Here is a 20,979-nt window from a genome sequence, read left to right as displayed (position 1 = left end):
ATTCGTCTGTTCATGTGCACCGACAGGTAGGAGCAGGGCATGGCCGAGCCGAGGGTCTTCACGTCCGCCGAGGAACTGCGCGCCGGGATCGGCGAGCCGCTCGGCCCGAGCGGCTGGCTGGAGGTGGACCAGAAGCGGATCGACCTCTTCGCGGACGCCACGGGCGATCACCAGTGGATCCACGTGGACCCGGAGCGGGCGGCGGACGGGCCCTTCGGCTCCACCATCGCGCACGGCTACCTGACCCTGTCCCTGCTGCCCAGCCTGGTGCCGCAGATCATGCGCGTCGAGGGCATGCGGATGGGCATCAACTACGGCACGAACAAGGTCCGTTTCCCGGCGCCGGTGCCCGTCGGCTCGCGGCTGCGCTCCACCGCCGTGATCACGGAGGTCACGGAGGCGGGCGGCGGCGTGCAGGTCACGGCGACGGTCACGGTCGAGCGGGAGGACGGCGACAAGCCGGTGTGCGTGGCGGAGTCGGTGTCCCGCTACTACTTCTGAACCGCGTCCGAACTACTTCGGGGCGAGGGCCGCGGGGCTCGCGCCCACCATGCGGAGCACGAGGTCGGCGTAGAGCGCGCCGACCTCCTCGGGCGTGCGGTGTCCGGCCGCGCTGAACCAGCGGGCCACGTCGATGCACAGCGAGAGCACCGCGAGGGTGGTGCCCGGCACGTCGGGGACGTCGAACTCCCCCGTCGTGACCCCGTCGGCCAGGATGCGGCGCACGGCGGCGTCGCTCTCGCGGCGCAGTGCCACGATTTCGGAGCGGTGCTCCGGAGCGAGAGCATCGAGCTCGTACTGGACCACGCGCGCGGTGGTGTGGTGCGCCGCGTGCCATCCCACGAAGGAGCGCACGGCCGCGTCGAGCCGCTCGGCCGCGGATCCGGGGCCCTCGGCGGCCGAGGTCAGGATCTCGAGGGCCTTGTCGTGACCGATCCGGCTGATCCGGTGGAGCAGCTCTTCCTTGGTCTTGTAGTGGATGTAGAGCGCGGCGGGGCTCATCCCGGCACGGCCCGCGATGTCACGTGTGGTGGTCGCGTGGTATCCGCGCTCGGCGAAGGCGTCGACGGCGGCCACGAGCAGCCGCCTCGCCGCGTCGGGGGTGACCTCCGACCACGGCCGGTAGCCGCCGGTTTCCGCGCTGTCCATCGCTCGCTCACCCTCTTCGCCCTGTGGGAGTGAACACCTTACCGGAGGGTGAGCAAGCGCTTAGGGCTTCGGTTGGTACGGGTCGTACTCGGCCAGGATCTTCTCCATGCGGGCCTGGTCCACCCGGCTCACGATCTGGCCCGCCTCCTGGCGGTCGCGGATCACCTTGGCGAGGGTGAAGGCGGAGGTCGTCAGGTAGAGCACCGCGATGCCGAGGAAGGCGCGGACCCAGCCGTTCGTGTCCATGTTGTAGATCCCCACCGCCACGGCGGCGATGGCGATGCCGAAGGAGGCGACGGCCTGGCCGTAGTAAGCCCCCGTGTTCTGCTGCTTGACCGGTGTCTCGTTCATGGGTCCAGCTTCGGGCGGGGGCGCCGGGGGCACATGGGCGCGCGTACTCACGTACGTACTCAGAAAGCCGAAACCCCCGTGCGGGCGCGGCCGATGAGGAGCTTCTGGATCTGACTCGTGCCCTCGTACAGCGTCATCACGCGGGCGTCGCGCAGGAGTTTGCCGGCCGGGTACTCGTCGATGTAGCCGTAACCGCCGTGGACCTGGAGGGCGTTGCTCGCGGCGCGCACGGCGGCCTCGGAGGCGAAGAGCTTGGCGGTGGAGGACTCGGTGGCGAAGGGCTGCCCGCGGTCGATGAGGTCGGCGACCCGCCAGGTCAGCAGTCGGGCCGCGTCCACGTCGACCGAGATGTCGGCGATCAGCTCCTGGACCAGTTGGTGGTGGGCGATCGGCTTGCCGAACTGCTCGCGCTGCACGGAGTAGGAGACGGCGGCGTCGAGAGCGGCCTGGGCGATGCCGACGCATCCGGCGGCGACCGACATCCGCCCCTTGGCCAGCGCGGACATGGCGACGGAGAAGCCCTTGCCCTCCGGGCCGAGCATCGCGGAGGCGGGCACGCGGACGCCGTCGAGGGCGAGTTCGGCGGTGGCCTGCCCGCGCAGCCCGAGCTTGCCGTGGATCTCGCGGCGGGTGAGGCCGGGGGTGTCGGCGGGTACGAGGAAGGCGGATATCCCGCGGTGGCCGGGCTCGTCGTTGGTGCGGGCGAAGAGCAGGACCACGTCGGCCCAGGTGCCGTTGGTGATGAAGGTCTTGCCGCCGCTGATCACGTACGAGTCCCCGTCGCGCAGGGCGCGGGTGGTGAGGTTGCCCGCGTCGGAGCCGGTGCCGGGCTCGGTCAGTCCGAAGCAGCCGAGGGCGTCGCCGGAGCAGAGCCGGGGCAGCCAGTCGTTCTTCTGCTCCTCGGTGCCCCAGGCGGCGATGGTCTTGGCGACGAGGCCCAGGGAGACGGAGACGATGCCGCGCACGGAGGAGTCGCCGCGGCCGAGCTCCTCGGTCACCAGGACGTAGGCGAGGTGGTCCCCGCCGGAGCCGCCGTACTCCTCGGGGACGGTCAGGCCGAGGAATCCGAGGGCGCCGAGCTTCTTCACGATGGCCCGGTCCACGCTCTCGGCTCGGTCCCAGTCGGCGGCGTACGGAACCACCTCGCGCTCGGTGAACTCGCGGGCGAGCCTGCGTACGGCCGCCTGCTCCTCGCTCAGCTCCATGTCCACCGGGCACCTCCGGGTGTGTCGTGGGTCGTCGGTGGCCGCCTCGCCCCCGGTTAACTAGCACCGGTAGTTTATGGCGGGCAGGCCCTACTATGTGGCGCATGGCCAGACCGCGCAAGCCCCTCCTCAGCCGAGCCCTCATCGTCGAGGCGGCCGGCGCCCTGGTGGACGCGGAGGGTCTGGAGGCGGTGTCGACGCGGCGGCTGGCGGCGGCGCTGGGTGTCAGCGGACCCTCCCTCTACAACCACTTCCGTACGAAGGACGAGATCCTGGAGGCGGTCGCGGACGCGGTGAGCGCGCGGGTCGACCTGTCGATGTTCGAGGGCGGCGGGCGGGACTGGCGCGGGGCGCTGCACGCATGGGCGCATTCGTACCGGGACGCCCTGTCGGACCATCCGAACATCGTGCCGGTACTGGCGCGGGGCCCGGGCCGCCGGCCGGCGGGCCTGAGGTTGGCGGACGCGGTGTTCGGCGCGATGACGGAGGCGGGCTGGCCCCCGGGGCAGGCGACCCGGATCGGCGCGCTGATGAGGTACTTCATCCTGGGCTCGGCGGTGGCCTCGTTCGCCGGTGGTTTCGTGGACGACGAGACGGCGTACGACCCGTCGGACTACCCCCACCTGGGTCAGGCGCACCTCCTGGCGGAACGCCGCCGCGAGGTGGACGAGGGCGCCTTCGAAACGGGGCTGACGGCGCTCCTGGACGGGCTGGCCCTGCAGTACGAGGCGTTGCGCGGGACCGTGCGCTGACGACGCCGCGACCGCCTGCGACCGCCCGGGCCCGGTGAGCGGGCGGGCCCGGTGAGCGGGCGGTGAGCGGGCGGTGAGCGGTGGCGGCCACTGTGTCCTCATCGCCGGATCCACCGCGGACCGGCCGCCGGACGAGGAGCAGGTCATGGGCAACGCGACGAACCACGCCACGGACAACGCGACGGGCAACGCGACGGGCGAACTGGCGGGCAAGACCGCGCTGGTGACGGGCGGATCCCGCGGGATCGGCCGGGCGGTGGCGCTGCGCCTCGCCGCCGAGGGCGCGCTGGTCGCGGTCCACTACGGCGGCAACGACGCGGCGGCCAAGGAGACCGTGGCCGCGATCGAGGAGGCGGGTGGCCGGGCGTTCGCGGTCCGGGCCCGGTTCGGCGAGGAGGGCGCCGTGGACCGGCTGTTCGAGGGCCTCGCCGAGGGGCTGGCCGGACGCGGGCCGGCCGGACGCGGGCTGGACATCGTGGTCAACAACGCGGGCATCATCTCGGGCAACTCGATCGAGCAGGTGACGCAGGAGGAGCTCGACAGGCTGCTCGCGATCAACGTCAGCACGCCGTTCTTCGTGATCCAGCGCGCCCTGCCGCTCATGAACGACGGCGGCCGCATCGTCAACATGGGCTCGACGGCCAGCCGGTTCGCGGTCTCCACCCAGATCGGCTACACGATCAGCAAGGCGGCGCTGGAGTCGATGACCCCGTCGCTGGCCAACGAGCTCGGCGGCCGGGGCATCACGGTGAACACCGTCGCACCCGGTGCGATCCGGACCGACATGACCGCCGGCTACACCGCCATCCCCGAGGTGGTCGCCGGGCTCGAATCGATCACGGCCCTCGGCCGGCTCGGCGAACCCGAGGACGTCGCCGACGTGGTCGGGTTCCTGGCGGGCCCGAAGGGCCGCTGGGTGACCGGCCAGACCATCGACGTCTCGGGCGGAACCTACCTGGGCCCGATCGCCCACGCGTGATCGACTCGGATGACCCCCGTCTCAACTCCGGTGGATAATCACCGACATGCTGTTCGGAATACTCGGCGAGACCCGGGCGTGGCACGACGACGGCACCGAGGTGCCGCTGGGCGGACCGGCCCGCCGCGCCCTGCTGGCCCTGCTCCTGTCGAACGCGGGAGAGGCCGTCTCGGCGGACCGGCTCGCCGACGCCCTCGACCCGGACGGAGCCCTGTCGGCGCACGCCCTGCAGTCCCAGGTGTCGAGGCTGCGCAAGGCCCTCGGCGCGGCGGCCGTCATCGAGCAGGCCGGGGCGGGCTACCGGATCGTGGTGGCGCCGGACGACGTGGACGCGTACCGGTTCGAGCGGCTGGCCCGGGAAGGACGGGCCGCGCTGCGCTCCGGTGAGGCCGGACGGGCCGTCGTACTGCTGCGCGAGGCCCTGGAGCTGTGGCGGGGGCCGGCGCTGGACGGCCTCGATGCGAGCGAAGCGGGCGGGCCGGCCGCCGTACGGCTGGAGGAGCGCCGACTCGGGGCGCTGGAGGACCGGATCGAGGCCGAGTGCCTGCTCGGCGGGCACCACACCGCCGTACCGGAGCTGCGTGAACTGGTCGGCCGCCATCCCCTGCGGGAGCGACTGGCGGGGCTGCTGATGCGGGCGTTGTTCGCCGAGGGCGGGCAGGCCGCGGCGCTGGTGGTGTTCGAGGAGACCAGGCGACACCTGGCCGATGAGCTGGGAGCCGACCCGTCGGCCGAACTGGTTTCCCTGCATCGGGAGTTGCTGAGCACGGATCCCTCCCCCGCACCTGCCGCACCGCCCGCCCAGCTGACGGCCTTCGTCGGCCGGGGCGAGGAGGTCTCCGAGGTCGCGGGGCTACTGCGGGTGGCCCGGCTGGTCACGCTGACCGGCCCGGGCGGCGTCGGCAAGACCAGGCTGTCCGTCGAGGTGGCGGGCGCCCTGGCCGACGAGGTGTGCTTCGTCGAGCTGGCCCCGCTGCGCGAGGGTACGGGAGTGGCGCAGGCGCTGCTGGGCGCGCTCGGCCTGCGGGAGAACGGGCTGACCCTGGGCGACGGCGCGCAGGCGCCGGTCGACCGGCTGGTGGCGGCGCTGTCCGACCGGGTGCTGCTGCTCGTCCTGGACAACTGCGAGCACGTCGTCGACGAGGCCGCGGCGCTGGCGGCGCGGCTGTTGGCGGCCTGCCCGCGGCTGCGCGTCCTGGCGACGAGCCGGGAGCCGCTCGGCATCATCGGCGAGAGCATCCGGCAGGTGCGGCCGCTCGACGGGGACGCGGCCGTACGCCTCTTCACGGACCGGGCGCGCGCCGTACGGCGTGGTTTCACCGCCGACCCGAAGGTCGTACGGCGGATCTGCGCGGCCCTCGACGACCTGCCGCTGGCCATCGAGCTGGCGGCGGCGCGCGTCCGGACCCTGGACGTCGAGGACCTCGCGGGGCGGCTCGACGACCGGCTGGGGGTCGCGGCCCGCGGCAGTCGTACGGCCGACGAACGGCACCGGACGCTGCGTGCGGTGGTCGCGTGGAGCTGGGACCTGCTGTCGGAGGCGGAGCAGCGGGCCGCCCGGCGGTTCACGGTCTTCGCCGGCGGTGCGACGGCCGGGGCCGCGCTGCGGGTGTGCGGCGCGGACGAGGAGCTGCTGGAGTCGCTGGTCGACAAGTCGCTGCTGGAGGTGGCGGGGGGCCGCTACCGAATGCTGGAGACGATCGGCGCGTACGGCGGCGAACGGCTCGACGCGGCGGGTGAACGGGACTCCGTACGGTCGGCCCACGCCCGGTGGCTGCTGGAGCTGGTACGTACCGCCGACCCGCATCTGCGGCGGGCGGAGCAGCTGGAGTGGCTGCCCGTCCTCACCGCGGAGCACGGCAACTTCCTGGCGGCGCTGGGCCGGGCGGTCGAGGCGCGGGACGTGGAGGCCGGGCTGGAGCTGCTCGCCGCGGCCTCGCACCACCTGTGGATCCGGGGCATGGCCGCCTCGGTCGCGCCGCAGGCCATCGCGCTGCTGGAGGCGATGGGGGGCGTGGGGGACGAGGGGGACGGGGGGCCGGGCTGGGCCCCGCCGGACGGGCTCGGCGAGGGGTACGTGCTGTGCGTGCTCCTGGCGGCGTCCGGTACCGGCGGGCGGCCGGTGTGGCAGCGTCATCGTGCGGCGGCCGGATCCGCCCTGGCCGCGGCGTGGTCGGCGGGCCGGCCGGGCCGGCATCCCGTCGCCCTGTTCCTGTGGATGATGCGGAACGCGGGAGAGGCCGATCCGCGCGGCGCGTTCGAGCTCGTCTCCGCCCAGCGCGACTGCTCCGAGCCGTGGGCGCGGGCCGCCGCCCGGTACGTTTCGGGGTTCGGGCCGCTCGGCGAGGGCGACACGGAGCGGGCCGGGCGGGAATTCGGCGCCGCGGTCGAGGAATTCCGTGCGCTCGGCGACCGGTGGGGCACCGCGTTGGCCCTGGACACCCTCGCCGGCCTGGCGGGCGGGCGCGGGGACCTCGCCCGGGCGATCGCGCTGACCGACGAGGCCCTCGTACTCACCGAGCAGCTCGACGCCCTGGAGGACGGCGCGGACCTGCTGGTCAACCGGGGCGACCACCTCATCGGCGAGGATGCGGCGGCGGCCCGGGCCGACTACGGCAGGGCGGCCGCTCTCGCACGCCGCGCCGGCAGCTCCACCGGGCTGGCGGCGGCCCTGCGCGGCCTGGGTGACCTGGCCCTGCTCGACGGGGACCTGCCGGAGGCGCAGCGGCTGTACGAGGAGGCGCTGGAGCGGGTCGACCCGCACTGGGTCAAGTCCGTCGCCACCCGGGTCCGCACGCTCGCCGGACTCGGCCGCGTCGCCGAGGCGCGCGGCGACCTCGCCGCGGCCCGGGAGTGCTACCGGAAGGCCGCGGAGGGGGCGGCGGTCATGGGGGCCGACACCCTGGAGGTGCTCCGGCTGTTGGGCGTCCCCGAGGGCGTCGTGGGCAGCGTGGTCGAGGCGGGCCCGGCCGGCGGTGCGGTGAGTCGGCGGTGAGCGGGCGGTGAGCGCTCACCGCGAAGCTCACCGCATGAAGAACCTCGACGTCCTCATCTCCGGCTCCTCCGTCGCGGGCCCCGCGCTCGCCTACTGGCTCCACCGCCACGGCTTCAACCCCACGATCGTGGAACGCGCCCCCGCACTGCGCGACGGCGGCTACGCCGTCGACTTCCGGGGCGAGGCGCACCTGTCGGTCCTGCGGGGCATGGGCATCCTGGACGCCGTCGAAGCCGGTCGGACCGGCACGGGCTCCATGTCGTACGTCAACAGCGCGGGCAAGGTGCAGGCGAAGCTGCCGGCCGACCTGTTCGCCGGCGACGTCGAGATCCTCCGGGGCGATCTGGCACGGATCCTGTACGACGCGACCGTGCCGTTCACGGAGTACGTCTTCGGGGACTCCATCACCTCCCTCGACGAGGACGCGGACGGCGTCGCCGTCACCTTCGAACGGAGTGCGCCGCGCCGGTTCGACCTGGTGATCGGGGCCGACGGGCTGCACTCGAACACGCGCCGCCTGGCGTTCGGGCCGGAGGACCGGTTCGTGAAGCACCTCGGCGTCCACTGCGCGATCTTCACGACGGCCAACCACCTCGGGCTCGACCACACCGGACACGCCTACCGCACCGCGGGCAAGCTCGTCGCGATGTACAGCGCCCGTCACAACACCGAGGCCAAGGCGGTCTTCTACTTCGCCTCTCCGGCCCTGGACCTCGGCCGGCGCGAGGTGACGCGGCAGCAGGCCGTCCTCACCGAGCAGTTCGCGGGCAACGGGTGGGAGAGCGACCGGCTGCTGCGGGAGATGCGGTACGCGCCCGACTTCTACTTCGACTCGGTCGGACAGGTCCGGATGGACTCCTGGAGCCGGGGTCGGGTGGCCTTGGTCGGCGACGCCGCCTCCTGCCCCTCGTCGCTCTCCGGCATGGGTTCGGGGCTCGCCCTGGTCGGCGCGTACGTCCTCGCGGGGGAACTCGCGGCCGCCGGCGGCGACCACCGGGTGGCCTTCGGCCGGTACGAGGAGGCGCTGCGGACGTACGCGGAGGGGTGCCGGAAGATGGGTGACGGGGTGGCCGGGCTCATGGTCCCCGGGAACCGCTTCGTGGCGGGGCTGCTCAACCGCTACTACAAGGTCATGCCCTACCTGCCGGGCAGCAACATGGCCGCCAGGATCGCCCGCAAGACGGCCGAGAACATCACGCTGCGGGACTACGGCTCGCGGGGCGCCCTGAGTGCCTAGGCAGGCAGGGCACCCCGCGGGCCCGGAGGCCTAGAAGACGACCAGCGAGCGGCCGCCCTTGCCCGCCAGCATCGCGTCGAAGGCCGCCGGGATGCCGTCGAGGGCGATGCGGTCGGTGACGAGCGCGCCGAGGTCGAGGCGGCCCGCGCGCACGTGATCGGCGATCACCGGGAGGTCGCGGGCGGGGTCGCTGTTGCCGTAGACGCAGCCGGTGAGGGTGCGGGCGAAGTGGAAGATCTCCAGGGCGTGGAAGGCGACCTGCTGCTCCTTGCCGCCGATGCCGACGACCGTGGTGCGGCCCCCGCGCCGGGTGGACTCCCAGGCTCCGCGGATGGTCTCGGCCCGGCCGACGCACTCCACGGCGACGTCCGCGCCCCGGCCCCCGGTCACGGCCCTGATCTCCTTGGCTGTGGTGTCGGAGGCGAGGACGAACTCGGTGGCCCCGGCCGCCCGCGCCAGCTCCTCCTTGGCCGGGGAGACGTCCACGGCCACGATCGGGCCCGCCCCGGCGATGCGGGCGGCCTGGAGCGCGGCCAGGCCGACCCCGCCGACGCCGAAGACGGCGACGGATTCGCCGGCGCGGACCTGGGCGCTGTGGTGGACGGCGCCGTAGCCGGTGAGCACGGCGCAGCCGAGCAGGGCGGCCTCGGCGAGCGGAATCCCGGCGGGCGCGGGCAGCACGCAGTTGGCGGCGACGACGGTCTCCTCGGCGAACGCGGCCACGTTCAGCCCGGGGTGGAGCGGGACGCCCTGCGCGTCGTGCGCGTAGACGGCACCGACCCCGGTGAGCGCGTTGACGCAGAGCCACACCTCGCCGATGGCGCAGTGGTGGCACTCCCCGCAGGAGGGGGCCCAGTTGAGCACGACCCCGTCGCCGGGGGCGACGTGGGTGACGCCCTCGCCCACCGCGAGGACCGTGCCCGCGCCCTCGTGGCCGAGGACTGCGGGTACGGGAACCCTCATGGTGCCGTTGGTGAGGGAGAGGTCGGAGTGACAGACCCCGGCTGCGGTGAGCCGTATGCGAACCTGCCCGGGTCCGGGATCGGGCAGCACGATCTCCCGTATCTCCAGCGGGGCTCCGACGGCGGGCAGGATGGCGGCGCGGACCATGTTCGTCGTCTCCGTGGTCAGAACTGCAGGGACTTGGTCTGGAGGTACTCCGTCAGGCCGTGCGGGCCCAGCTCGCGGCCGACGCCCGACTGCTTGTAGCCGCCGAAGGGCGCGAGCACGTTGAAGCGGCCGCCGTTGATGTCCACCTGCCCGGTGTCCATGCGGCGGGCGAACGCCACGGCCGTCTCCTCGTTCTCGGCCCAGACGGCGCCGCCGAGGCCGTAGACGGTGCCGTTGGCGATGCGCAGGGCCTCCTCCTCGTCGTCGTACGGCAGGATCGACAGCACGGGGCCGAAGATCTCCTCCTGGGCGATGGTCATGTCGGGCGTGACGTCGGCGAACACGGTCGGCGCGACGAAGTAGCCCTTCTCGTGCGGGGAGTCGGGGCCGCCGGCGACGAGACGGGCGCCTTCCTCCATTCCCTTGGCGATGTAGCCGCGGACGCGTTCGTGCTGTTTGGCGTTGACCACCGGGCCGAGGCGGGTGCCCTGCGTGCGGGGGTCACCCGTGGGGTACTTGGCGACGGCGGCGGCCGCGAGCGAGACGGCCTCCTCGTAGTGGTCCCGGTGGACGAGCATGCGGGTGAGCGCGTTGCAGCTCTGGCCGGCGTTGTTCATGACGTGGCCGACGCCGGCCGCGACGGCCTTGGCCAGATCGGCGCCGGGCAGGATGACGTTGGCCGATTTGCCGCCCAGTTCCAGGGCGACCCGCTTGACGGCGGCGCCGGCCGTGGCGCCGATCTTCTTGCCGACCGCGGTGGAGCCGGTGAAGGAGACGAGGTCGACTCCCTCGTGCGCGGCGAGGGCCTGCCCGGCGACCGGGCCGGTTCCGGTCACGAGGTTGAAGACTCCGGCCGGGATGCCCGCCTCGTGCACGGCTTCGGCGAAGAGCTGCGCGGTCAGCGGGGTGTCCTCGGCCGGCTTGAGCACGAGGGTGCAGCCGGCGGCGAGAGCGGGTGCCACCTTGGCAACGACCTGGTGCAGCGGATAGTTCCAGGGGGTGATGGCGCCGACCACCCCGACGGGCTCCAGCAGCACGGTGGAGTTCCCGAGCCGCTCCTCGAAGGAGTACGAGGCCGCCAGTTCGGCGTACGAGGAGGCCACGGCGATCGGCGAGCCGACGTGGACCGCCTCCGCGAAACCGAGCGGGGAACCCAGTTCGGCGGTGATGGTCTCGGCGATCTCGCTCTTGCGGGCGATCAGTACGTCGCGCACCGCGCCGATCAGGGCGGCCCGCTCGGCCGGGGGCGTCGCGGCCCAGCCGGGCAGCGCGGCGCGGGCCGCTCGCACGGCCGCGTCCACGTCCTCCTCGGTACCGGCCGGCACCGAAGCGATGACCTGCTCGTCGGCCGGGTTGACGACCTCTATGCGGTCGCTTCCGGCGGCGGGGCGCCATGCGCCGCCGATGTACATCCCGTCGTGGGCCTTCATGCCATTCCTCCCGAGCACGCACGAGTGCGTAGACCAGACCTCGCGGACACCCTACAAACTAGCGGCGGTAGTTTTCCGTGCGCCAGGGGAGGCGGGGATCAGATGATGCCGAAAAGCATCCCCGCCCCGAGGACGACGAGGGAGGTCAGTGCCGCCCATTTCACGGTGAACCGGGTGTGGTCGCCGAACTCGACCTTTGCCATGCCGACGAGGACGTAGACGGCCGGAACCAGCGGGCTGGACATGTGCAGGGCCTGGCCGACGAGGGAGGCGCGGGCGATTTCGAGGGGGGAGACCCCGTGGGCGGCGCCGGCCTCGGCGAGGACCGGGAGGACGCCGAAGTAGAACCCGTCGTTCGACATGAAGTAGGTGAGCGGCAGGCTCAGGAGGCCGGTGACCAGGGCCATGTGCGGGCCCATGCCCTCGGGGATGGCGCCGACGAGCCAGTCGGCCATGTGCTTGACCATGCCGGTACCGGTCAGGACTCCGGTGAAGACGGCGGCGGCGAAGACCATGCCGGCGACGTTCAGGACGTTGTCGGCGTGGGCGGCGATCCGGGCCTTCTGGTCCGGCATGTGCGGGAAGTTCACGGTGAGCGCGAGGGCCGCGCCGAGCAGGAACAGGACCGGGATGGGGAGCAACTCCATGATCATCGCAGCCAGGAGGGCGACGGTGAGGGCGGCGTTGAACCAGTAGAGGCGCGGGCGCAGGGTCGGGCGGTGCGGGTCGAGACCCTGGAACCCGCCCTCGGGACCGGCGCCGCCCGCGGCGTCCGACGTCCCGGCGGATCCGGTGGTGCTCGCGACGGGGTCGGCGGCGCTCACGGCGGAGTGCTCGGCGCGCGCGGCGGAGCCGGCGGTGGACGCGGCAGCGGAGCCGGTGGCGGCCCCGCCCGGGCGCGTCCCGGTGGCGGCCGTGACCAGTTCCTCCTCCTGCGCCGTCTCGCCCCCCGGCAGGGAGAGGATGCCGACCCTGCGGCGCTCCTTCAGCCCGAGTACGTACGCGAGGACGAAGACGAAGACCAGTCCCACGGCGAGCGCCGGGATCATCGGGACGAAGATGTCCGCGGCGTCGAGCTTGAGCGCGGTGGCGGCGCGGGCCGTGGGGCCGCCCCAGGGCAGGGTGTTCATGACGCCGTTCGCCGTGGCCGCGACCCCCGTCATGACCACCAGGCTCAGGCCGAGGCGCTTGTAGAGCGGGTACATGGCCGAGACCGTGATCATGAAGGTGGTCGATCCGTCGCCGTCGAGCGAGACGATCGCCGCGAGGACCGCGGTGCCGACCACCACCCGCACGGGGTCCGCCTTGCAGAAGCGCAGGATGCCCCGCACGATCGGGTCGAACAGGCCGACGTCGATCATCACGCCGAAATAGACGATGGCGAACATCAGCATGGCGGCGGTCGGGGCGAGTTTCCCGACGCCTTCGATGACGTAGTCGCCGAGGTGCGCGCCCTTGCCGGCGAAGACGCAGAACAGGGCGGGGATGAGGACGAGCGCCGCGATGGGCGACATTTTCTTCATCATGATCAGGGCCAGGAAAGTCGCGATCATGGCGAAGCCGAGGAAGGTCAGCATGGGGGGAAGGTAGGTGCCGCCTCCTGGGGCCAACAAGACGTCGAGCCGTGAGCAATACGAGCAAAACCCCAGCTCAGGGCAGGGGTACGAGTTCGACGGGGAAGCCGTTGAGCACCGCCGTGCCGGACAGCGGGTCGAGCAGGGTGCCGTCGAGGAGCTGGTTGACGTTGGCGCCGGGCACGGCGGAGGCCACCGAGAGTCGGGTGCCGGCCCGGTCGTGGCCCCAGCCGTGCGGAAGGCTCACCACTCCGGTGCGGACGGCGTCGGAGATCTCGACGGGAACCTCCAGGCTCCCGCCGGCGGCGGTGATCCGGGCCCGGCCGCCGTCGGTGAGGCCCAGCCGGCCCGCGTCCAGCGGATGCACCTGGAGGGTGCAGCGGTTGGAACCTCCGGTGAGGGCCGGGACGTTGTGCAACCAGCTGTTGTTGGACCGCAGGTGGCGGCGGCCCACGAGCACCAGGGCGGCGGGGCGGTCGGTGAGCGTCGTGCGCAGCCTGAGGAGCTCGGCCGCGATCGGGTCCGGCAGCAGCTCGATCCTGCCGCTGCGGGTCCTCAGCACGCCCGGGAGCCGGGGGCGCATCGGTCCCAGGTCGATGCCGTGCGGGTGCGCGAGCAGCCGCTCCAGGCTGAGCCGGTCCCCCTCGACGGCGGCGCCGAACAGGTCTCCGTACGGGCCGAGTCGGAGCATCATGTCCAGGCGGCGTTCGGGGCCGCTGTCACCCGCGAGCAGGCCGGCGAGACGGGCCGGGTCCTGCCCGTGCAGCGGGGAGTTCGGGTCGGCCGTCTCCTTGCCGAGGGTGCCGCGGACGACGAGTTCGTCGACGGATTCCGGGCCGGCGGCGCCGCTCGTGCCGGAGACGGCGAGGACGAGTCGCGCGTGGATCTCGCACTCGTCGAGGCGGTCGGCTTCGAGGGGGACGGCGGCCCGGGTGTAGCGCACCTGGTTGCGGATGGCGAAGCCGTTGAAGGCGAAGTCGTGGTGCGGGCTCTGCGAGGGCGGCGGCGGAGGCAGTACGACGTGCGCGTGGCGTGAGGTCTCGTTCAGGTACGGGTCGATCGCGACCATGAAGTCGAGGCCGGCCAGCACCCGGTCGAGCCGGTCGCCGTCGGGTGCGGACAGGACCGGGTTCGCGGCGATGGAGATCAGGGCGCGGATCCGCCCCTCCCCCGGCGTCTCGATCTCCTCGGCCAGGGCGGCGATGGGCAGTTCGCTCTTCACCTCGGGGTGGCCGCTGACCCGGCTGTGCCAGCGGCCGAGCGCGAAGCCCTTGCCCGGTCCGGCGGGCCGCGGCCGCGGTCCGGCGGCCGGGAGCGGGAAGAGGACTCCGCCGGTCCGGTCGAGGTTGCCGGTGAGGATGTTCAGTACGTCGACCAGCCAGCTGGCGAGGGTGCCGTGCTCGACGGTGCAGCTGCCGATCCGGCCGTAGACGGCGGCGGTGGGCGCGGCCGCGAGTTCGCGGGCGAGGGTGCGGATCTCGTCGGCCGGGAGGTCGCAGGCGGGTGCCACGGCCTCAGGAGTGAAACTCTCGAGCGCGGCGGCGAGTTCCCCGAGTCCCTCGGTCCTTTCGTCCAGTGCGCCTGGGGTGGCGAGTTTCTCCGCGAACAGGGTGTGCGCGAGGGCGGCGAGCAGCAGGGCGTCGCTGCCGGGGCGCGGGGCGAGGTGGTGGTCGGCGAGGGCGGCGGTGCGGGTGCGGCGCGGATCGACGACGACGAGGGTGCCGCCGCGGGCACGCAGGGCCTTGAGCCGGCCCGGGAAGTCGGGCGCGGTGCACAGGGAGCCGTTGGATTCGACCGGGTTGGCACCCAGGAGCAGCAGGAAGTCGGTCCTGTCGAGGTCGGGCACCGGGATGGCGAAGGGGTCGCCGTAGAGCAGGCCGCTGGAGACGTGCTTGGGCATCTGGTCGAGCGTGCTGGCGGTGAAGAGGTTCCGGGTGCCGAGGGCCTTGAGGAGCAGGGGCGGGTAGAGGGCTCCGGCCATGGTGTGCGCGTTGGGGTTGCCGAGGACCACGCCCACCGACTGGGCCCCGTACTCCTCGACGAGCGCGGGAACGGCGGCGGCGACGGCGTCGAACGCCTCCTCCCAGGAGGCCTCCCGCAGGCGCCCGTCGCGGCGGACGAGCGGGCGGCGCAGCCGGTCGGGGTCGGCGTCGAGCTGTCCGAAGGCGGCGCCCTTGGGGCAGATGAATCCGCGGCTGAAGACGTCTTCGCGGTCGCCGCGGGCGCCGGTGACCGCGGCGCCCTCGATGGTGAGGGTGAGGCCGCAGGTGGCTTCACAGAGGGGACAGATGCGCAGGGCGGTGCGGGGCATGGGCCCTCCAGGGGCGGCAGGCTGCGGCACGGGCACGCGGGGCACACCGAGCATACCGACCGGTACGCATGGAGGGGAGGGCCTTGCCGGAGCGGGATCGCACCGGGGCCGGGCGGGAAGCCACGACCCGGCGACCCGGCGGGGCGGCGTACCGGCGGGCCGGCGGGCCGGACACCCCCGGAGCACCGTGCCGCGGCCGGGCGGGGGCGGGTCAGTCCAGCACGCGGGCCAGGTAGGCGTGCATCATCACGCGGATCTCGGTGACGATGGCCGGGTCCCCCGCCGGATCGAGACGGAAGGCCAGCTGGACCAGCGCGTCCGTGGCTTCGACGGCGACCAGGACGGCTCGCTCGAGGGCGGTGTCGAGGGTGAGGCCGAGGTGCGCACAGAGCAGTTCGGTCAGACGGGCGGCGACCAGGTTGTTGGGATCGGAGTCCGGGCCTTCGGTCGGCGGTGCGGGCACGCCGAAGTCGACGAGCGCGAATCCGGGGACGGTGCGCTTCATGGCGAGGTACTCGTCCAGCACGGCGTCGACGACGGGCCGCCAGTCGGTGGCGGGGAGGTCGGCGAGGCGGTCCGCGATGCCGTCGGCGTAGGTGTCGAGGTTGCGGTGGGCGAGGGCCGTGGCCATCGCCCGCTTGTTGCCGAAGAACCGGTAGACCGAGCCGATCGGGACGCCTGCGCGCAGGGCGACGGCCCTGGTGCTGAGGTTCTCGTAGCCGGTCTCGTCCAGGAGTTCGGCGCAGGCGTCGAGGATCCGGGCGAGCCGGTCGGCGCTGCGCTGCTGGATGGGCGTACGACGCATGGGGTGGGCGGGAGGCACGGGGTCCATCATGCCGCTCCTCGTTTCCGGGCTCGGCGGGGGCCTGGACTCGCTCAGTTCAGCAGCAGGCTCAGCCCTCCGATGGTGTACGTGATCATCAACGCGAGCAGCGGGAGCTGTCCGGCCACCGCTTTCGCGGGCGGGAAGAGACGTACGGAGCGGTCGTGGGCCGCGGTGACACCGAGCACGTGGCCGGTGACGACGGCGATGACCTGGAGCGCGGCGAGACCGCCCGGACCCAGTGGTGACAAGGGTTCCGGGGCGTTGTCAGTGCCCAATGCCATGATTACCGTGCGTGGTCCTTCGACTACCAGGAGGGAGAAGTAGTGGGCGATGAGATAGCCGAGTGCGATCGGCACCAGTGAGTGCGCGAAGGCGGTCAGCGGGCCGGGGTGCGGGCCGCTGACGAGTCGGGTGGCCGCCGCGCAGAGGCAGTAGAGGGTGGCGACGAGGGCGATGGAAGCGGGCAGTCCGAGGGTGGCCGTGGGGGTGCGGCCGAGGGGGGAGGTCTGAAGGGTGTCGATCCAGGAGGGGTTGTCGGAGAAGCCGTCGTAGGCGGTGGATCCGAGGAGGACGCAGACGGTGGCGACGAGTCCGGGCCGCTCGGGCGTCGCGTCGAGTCCGTGGAAGGGGTTCCGCAGGGCGAGGCGGCCGTCGTGGCGGCGGCCGAGGGGGGAGAGACGGGCGAAGAGGGCGGAGTACGCCTCGAAGGCGTCTCCGTCGTCGAACCAGCGCTCGCCGAAGCGGGCGGCGAGCAGCAGCTGGACGGTGGAGTACAGGGCGAGGGCGATCAGGAGGGTGGTGGTGGATGCGGGGTCGGGAGCGACGAGTTCGAGCCAGGTGAAGGCGAACAGCCCGGCGGCCGCGGGCCATTGGCCGAGCCGGGCGGGGAGGGGGCGGTCGGGTCCGTGGTGGCGCGGGGCCCGGGAGAGCAGGAGGTACAGGGTGCGGAGCGGGTTGAGGCGGCGCCATACGGGGCCGAGGAGGAGGGAGGCGGGGACGAGTCCGACCCAGAGGAGTACGTAGACGGCGCCGGGAGCGGGGTTGCGGGCGGGGTCGTCGGGACCGAGGAGGAGGTGGAGGAGGACGGTCAACGCGGCGGCGAGGCCGAGGGCGCGCAGGGCGGTGCGGGTGGCCCGCGCGTCGACGGCCCTCTGGAGGGCGGCGGGGAGGGCGAGCCCCGACCGGTCTCCGCGGAAGCGGGAGGTCGACCAGAGCAGGCCGAGAGCGAGGAAGGAGACGAACAGCGCGGCGAAGGCGCCGGCGAATGCGTAGAAGGGAGAGATCGGAAGGTCGTGCTGGGATCCGATCCCGTGCGCGAGTGTGGTGAGCGGATCGGCCGGGTGTCGGACCACGCCCTGGCCGGCGCCGTCACCACCGGCGCCCGGGAGGGGCCCCGACCCGAAACCGGGCGCGGCGGGGCTCAGCACCGGCCGGCCGGGGTCGGTGCCGGGCCATCGGCGCGGCCGGGCGTCCCGGACTCGGGCCCGAGTCCGGGGAGCCGCGGCTGCGTGTGCCGGCGCGGGCGCGGGCCCGAGTGCGGGTGTCGGTGCGGGTGTCCGTGCGGGTGCCGATGCCGGTTCGGGTACGTGTGCCGGGTCATCGGACGAGGAGCTGGGTCAGGACGAGGCCGGACTCGTGAGTTTCGACCTCGAAGAGGCCCGTACGGTCGACCGTCAGGATCAGGGTGGCCTCCTGGCCTGCGGGCAGGGCGAGTTCCTTGTCGTAGCCGTGGACGTGCAGGGTGTCCGCGCGGTCGCTGGTGACGCGCAGGGCGACGCGTTCGCCGCGCCGCAGCTCGGTGCGGGCCGGGGCGGGGCTGACCTTGCCGTCCCGGACGGTGACGGTGACGGTGCGGTCGGCCTCCGGCGCCGCCTGGGACGTCGGGGTCGCCTGGGACGTCGGGGTCGTCGGGGTCGTCGGGGTCGTCGGGGTCGTCGGCGGGGTGTGGCTGTGGCCGCCGGCCTGGCCCGGGGCGGCGGCGGTGAGCTGCACCGAGCCCTCGATCGGCTTGCCGGCCACCGCCCAGGCGGTGTGGTCGTCGGCGTAGAGGCGGACGGTCAGGGTGTGCGCGCCCTCGGGGACCTGCGCGGCGGGCAGGTGGAACCAGGGGCCGTACAGCCGGGCCAGCTTCTGCCCGTCGAGCAACAGGTGGGCGTGGCCGGCGCCCGGGAGGGCTCCGCCGCCGGTGCTGTCGGGGGTGAAGCGGTAGTTCTTCACGGCCAGTTGGAGGTTCCAGCCGTCCTCGGAGTCCGGGCGGGCGGTGAGCTGGACCTCCGGCGCGCCTTCGGCCGGGACCTCCCGAAGGTGGTGGCCCGCGCCGTCATCGCTGCTGAGCAGGGTGCCCACGTCGCCGGAGGCCTGCTCATGGCTGGTACCGGGCTTGTGGTGGGTCGTGGCCCGTCCACCGCAGCCCGTCGCCGCGCCGCCGGCGAGGAGCAGGACGAGGGCGAGCAGAGCCGCACCCCGGGCGGCCCTGCCACGCCTGCGCGGCGGGAGGGGCGGGGCGGCGCAGACGTCGCACCGGCTCCGCTCGGCGGAACGGTCGTCGCTCACAGCAGCCCTCCCCGCGCGTGGAGGACCCGCCCGGCCGGGTGGTCCCCACCGGCCGGGCGGGCAGTGCACCGGGCGCTCGCGAGCGCCGTGGCGGGATGGGCCGGGGCCCCTGCACAAGACCTACCACCCGGGTGGGCGACACGGGTCGGCGACACCGCCGGGGCCACCGCCGGGGCCGGAGACGGGCGCTGGGCCGAAGCGGGAGCCGGGGACGGGGCGGGGGCCGGGGATGGGGGTCGGGTGGGGGTTCGGGGGTGGGGGATGGAGGGGTGGGGGGTGCCGGCGTGGGGGGTCATGCGGTGGGCTCCGGGGTTGACGGGGGTTCGGGGGCTGTCGCGCTCAGGGACGGGGAGGGGCCCGCCGGGACCGGGGTGCGGTCGCCGGCCGGGTCGCCGCCCGGGCCGGCCTGGTAGGCGGAACGGGCCGAGGCCACGGCGGCCCACAGGACCCAGACGAGGGCGACCAGCGCGCGTGCCCAGGCGGGGCTCAGGGGGGTCCAGGGGATCATCAGGACCGCCTTGTCGAAGGCGTCCAGCAGGGTCAGCCCGGCCAGGAGCAGGGTCAGGCGGGCAAGCCAGGGCCGGGTGGGGCGCAGGGCGAGGCCGACGCCCGTCCACCACAGGCCGAGCAGGAGCACGGCCAGCGCGGGGACGAAGGTCGCGGTCAGCGACATGGTGGAGCCGGCCACGTCCAGGACCAGACCCGCCAGGCCGAGGAGTGAGGCCACCGCGCCCAGGCGGGAGCCCCGCAGGCGGCGCCGCCACAGCACCCCGCCGACCAGGAGCAGCACCGCCGCCACGGCCACCGCGATCTGGGTCTCCACCCGCTCCACCCCGCGCGCGCCGTACCAGTCGCAACCGGCCGGGAGCTTGCGCGCCTGGACGCTGTAGTCGGCGCAGACGAGGAGCTGGACCAGCTTGACCGGTTCGCCGACCAGGCGGGCCGAGGCGCCCGATACGTCGCCGCGCGCACCGCCGCACTGCGGGACCGTGCCCGGGGTGGAGCCGTCGGGGCCGTCCTGCCAGCAGTTGGCGCGGCCCTGACCGTCCCACCACACGTCCATGCCGTTGGGGCGGGACGCTCCGGACTTGTCCTTGCCGAGGACGTTGCCCGCGTACCGGTTGTGGTGGGAGGTGTCCGTCTGCTTGGACCACGCCTCCTCGCCCCGGATGAAGGCGGGGACGGCGCTGAGGAAGAAGCCCGCACGCTGGTGGCCGTACACCCAGTTGTTCTCGTAGAGGTTCCAGTTGCCGCCGGCGGTGATGATGCCGGTGCCCGGGGGCATGGAGATCTGCGGGCAGACCACGCCCCGCTCGTAGCCGCGCTCGACGGGCGGCTTGGCGCAGGTGCCGTCGGCGACGTACCCGTAGTAGTCCTGGTTGTTGTCGTGGATCAGGTTCCGCTCGAACTTGGCGTGGTTCTGCGGGAGTCCGGGGTGGCCGGGGAAGGCGCTGTCCATGGAGGCGCCGCCCATGTTCTGGTCGAACTCGTTGTCGTGCACCCAGACGGAGTCGCCCGCGGTGCCGGAGTAGCCGACCATGTTGTGGTGGCTGCGGCAGCCGGTGATCTCGATGGAGTACCGGGGGACGTCGTAGCCGCGGCCGTCGTTGATGTTGGAGGCGCTGCCGGGGTAGATGCCGGAGTCGCCGTTCCCGTAGGACTCGCAGTTCTTGTATAGCCCGTGGTCGCTGGCGAAGGTCAGGAAGCCGTACTCGTCGTTCCAGCGGGTCAGCACGTCGTCGATGACGAAGCCGTCGCCGGCCAGGACGTACAGCGAGTTGAAGGTGGTGCGCTGGGCGGTGAAGTTGCGGAAGTAGATGCCGTTGGACTTGTCGGCGCGGATGCCGTTCAGCTTCTGGTACTTGGCGTCGATGACGACGTCCGTGCGCGAGGCGCCGGTGCCTTCGATCTGCAGGTTCGTCTTGCCGAGGATGGCGACGAGGTTCTGGTTGTGGCGGCAGGCCACCTGCTGCTCGTAGCTGAGGATCTGGTAGCCGAGCGCGGAGTTCGGAGCCTTGAGCGAGGCGCACTCCCCCGTCGGTTTGCCCAGTGAGGGCTCCTCCTCGTACAGGCCGGGGAGGATCGCGATGTTCATCCCGGGCCGGTCGACGGCGTCGACGGCTTCCTGGAGGTGGCGGTAGCCGGTCCGCAGGCAGCGCTCGAACAGGGCGAGGTTGCGGTCCCGGAGTTCCTGCGGGAAGGCGGAGGTGCGGCGTTTGAAGTCGGGCCGGTCTGTCTTGCAGACCAGCAGGTCCGGCTCCGCCTTGCGGTACTCGGGCACGGATCCGGTGCCGTCGGGGAGGGTGACGGGGCGCTCCTCGTGCGCGCTCGCGGCGGGCGCGGCGACGAGGAGGGACAGGAGGGCTAGGAGGGCGGCGAGGAGCACCGCCGGCACGGCAGGAGACCTGCGGGTCCACGACATGCGCGTGAGAGTAGAGCATTGTTCATCTTTTGGGATCCCCCTCGGCGCCGCGAATCCGCCCCTCCGCACGATGAATCCGACCGAC

Annotated in this window: 16 protein-coding genes; 5 read left to right on the top strand and 11 right to left on the bottom strand. The window is 73.2% G+C overall.

The window, feature by feature from the left end; translation table 11 throughout:
• Nucleotides 1–39: 39 nt before the first annotated feature.
• Nucleotides 40–501: a MaoC family dehydratase gene (locus tag ACFYZL_RS16645; RefSeq protein WP_384750992.1), complete on the top strand. Its 462-nt coding sequence runs from the start codon at nt 40–42 to the stop codon at nt 499–501.
• Between the two features lie 12 nt (nt 502–513).
• Here the strand turns inward: ACFYZL_RS16645 and ACFYZL_RS16640 are convergent, their stop codons facing one another.
• Genes ACFYZL_RS16640 through ACFYZL_RS16630 form a run of 3 tightly spaced genes read right to left on the bottom strand, consistent with a single transcriptional unit; the run spans nt 514 to nt 2,711 of the window.
• Nucleotides 514–1,149: a TetR/AcrR family transcriptional regulator gene (locus ACFYZL_RS16640; RefSeq protein WP_384750995.1), complete on the bottom strand. Its 636-nt coding sequence runs from the start codon at nt 1,147–1,149 to the stop codon at nt 514–516.
• A 60-nt stretch (nt 1,150–1,209) separates the two neighbouring features.
• On the bottom strand, nt 1,210–1,500 hold the full coding sequence (locus tag ACFYZL_RS16635) for a YiaA/YiaB family inner membrane protein (RefSeq protein WP_384585339.1): 291 nt from the start codon (nt 1,498–1,500) through the stop codon (nt 1,210–1,212).
• 59 nt (nt 1,501–1,559) lie between these two features.
• The gene (locus tag ACFYZL_RS16630; RefSeq protein WP_384750998.1) at nt 1,560–2,711 is read right to left on the bottom strand and encodes an acyl-CoA dehydrogenase family protein; all 1,152 of its coding nucleotides are present in this window, start codon (nt 2,709–2,711) and stop codon (nt 1,560–1,562) included.
• Between the two features lie 89 nt (nt 2,712–2,800).
• Between ACFYZL_RS16630 and ACFYZL_RS16625 the strand changes: the two genes are divergently transcribed.
• From ACFYZL_RS16625 to ACFYZL_RS16610, 4 genes are all read left to right on the top strand, one after another.
• Nucleotides 2,801–3,457 carry a TetR/AcrR family transcriptional regulator gene (locus ACFYZL_RS16625; RefSeq protein ID WP_384751001.1) on the top strand — a complete coding sequence of 219 codons (657 nt, stop codon included), beginning with the start codon at nt 2,801–2,803 and terminating at the stop codon, nt 3,455–3,457.
• Between the two features lie 145 nt (nt 3,458–3,602).
• Nucleotides 3,603–4,436 carry an SDR family oxidoreductase gene (locus ACFYZL_RS16620; protein WP_388679712.1) on the top strand — a complete coding sequence of 278 codons (834 nt, stop codon included), beginning with the start codon at nt 3,603–3,605 and terminating at the stop codon, nt 4,434–4,436.
• A gap of 46 nt (nt 4,437–4,482) precedes the next feature.
• A complete protein-coding gene (locus ACFYZL_RS16615) occupies nt 4,483–7,431 on the top strand; it encodes a BTAD domain-containing putative transcriptional regulator (RefSeq protein ID WP_388679568.1) in 2,949 nt (982 codons plus the stop codon).
• A 34-nt stretch (nt 7,432–7,465) separates the two neighbouring features.
• Nucleotides 7,466–8,668, top strand: coding sequence for an FAD-dependent monooxygenase (locus ACFYZL_RS16610; RefSeq protein ID WP_388679565.1), 1,203 nt, complete (start codon nt 7,466–7,468; stop codon nt 8,666–8,668).
• Nucleotides 8,669–8,698: 30 nt separating this feature from the next.
• On the opposite strand, the gene ACFYZL_RS16605 is transcribed toward ACFYZL_RS16610, so the two are convergent.
• The 8 genes from ACFYZL_RS16605 to ACFYZL_RS16570 all read right to left on the bottom strand — a co-directional run bounded on the left by ACFYZL_RS16605 (nt 8,699) and on the right by ACFYZL_RS16570 (nt 20,894).
• Nucleotides 8,699–9,778, bottom strand: coding sequence for a Zn-dependent alcohol dehydrogenase (locus tag ACFYZL_RS16605; protein WP_388679562.1), 1,080 nt, complete (start codon nt 9,776–9,778; stop codon nt 8,699–8,701).
• A 17-nt stretch (nt 9,779–9,795) separates the two neighbouring features.
• Entirely contained in the window at nt 9,796–11,208 is a 1,413-nt protein-coding gene (locus tag ACFYZL_RS16600) for an aldehyde dehydrogenase family protein (protein WP_388679559.1), read from the bottom strand.
• 98 nt (nt 11,209–11,306) lie between these two features.
• Nucleotides 11,307–12,785, bottom strand: a complete 1,479-nt coding sequence (locus tag ACFYZL_RS16595) for a CitMHS family transporter (protein WP_388679556.1) — start codon at nt 12,783–12,785, stop codon at nt 11,307–11,309.
• Between the two features lie 73 nt (nt 12,786–12,858).
• Entirely contained in the window at nt 12,859–15,093 is a 2,235-nt protein-coding gene (locus tag ACFYZL_RS16590; RefSeq protein ID WP_388679553.1) for a molybdopterin oxidoreductase family protein, read from the bottom strand.
• Nucleotides 15,094–15,304: 211 nt separating this feature from the next.
• Entirely contained in the window at nt 15,305–15,925 is a 621-nt protein-coding gene (locus ACFYZL_RS16585; RefSeq protein WP_384751024.1) for a TetR family transcriptional regulator, read from the bottom strand.
• A gap of 44 nt (nt 15,926–15,969) precedes the next feature.
• Nucleotides 15,970–17,271, bottom strand: coding sequence for a hypothetical protein (locus tag ACFYZL_RS16580; RefSeq protein WP_388679550.1), 1,302 nt, complete (start codon nt 17,269–17,271; stop codon nt 15,970–15,972).
• A 244-nt stretch (nt 17,272–17,515) separates the two neighbouring features.
• Nucleotides 17,516–18,373, bottom strand: coding sequence for a hypothetical protein (locus tag ACFYZL_RS16575; protein ID WP_388679709.1), 858 nt, complete (start codon nt 18,371–18,373; stop codon nt 17,516–17,518).
• A gap of 391 nt (nt 18,374–18,764) precedes the next feature.
• Complete coding sequence (locus tag ACFYZL_RS16570) at nt 18,765–20,894, bottom strand: right-handed parallel beta-helix repeat-containing protein (protein WP_388679547.1); 2,130 nt, start codon at nt 20,892–20,894, stop codon at nt 18,765–18,767.
• Nucleotides 20,895–20,979: the final 85 nt, after the last annotated feature.

It is taken from the genome of Streptomyces sp. NPDC001717, assembly GCF_042892775.1.
GTDB lineage: Bacteria > Actinomycetota > Actinomycetes > Streptomycetales > Streptomycetaceae > Streptomyces.
Note: the sequence above shows the minus strand (reverse complement) of the source record. Positions and strands in the feature narration are given on the sequence as shown.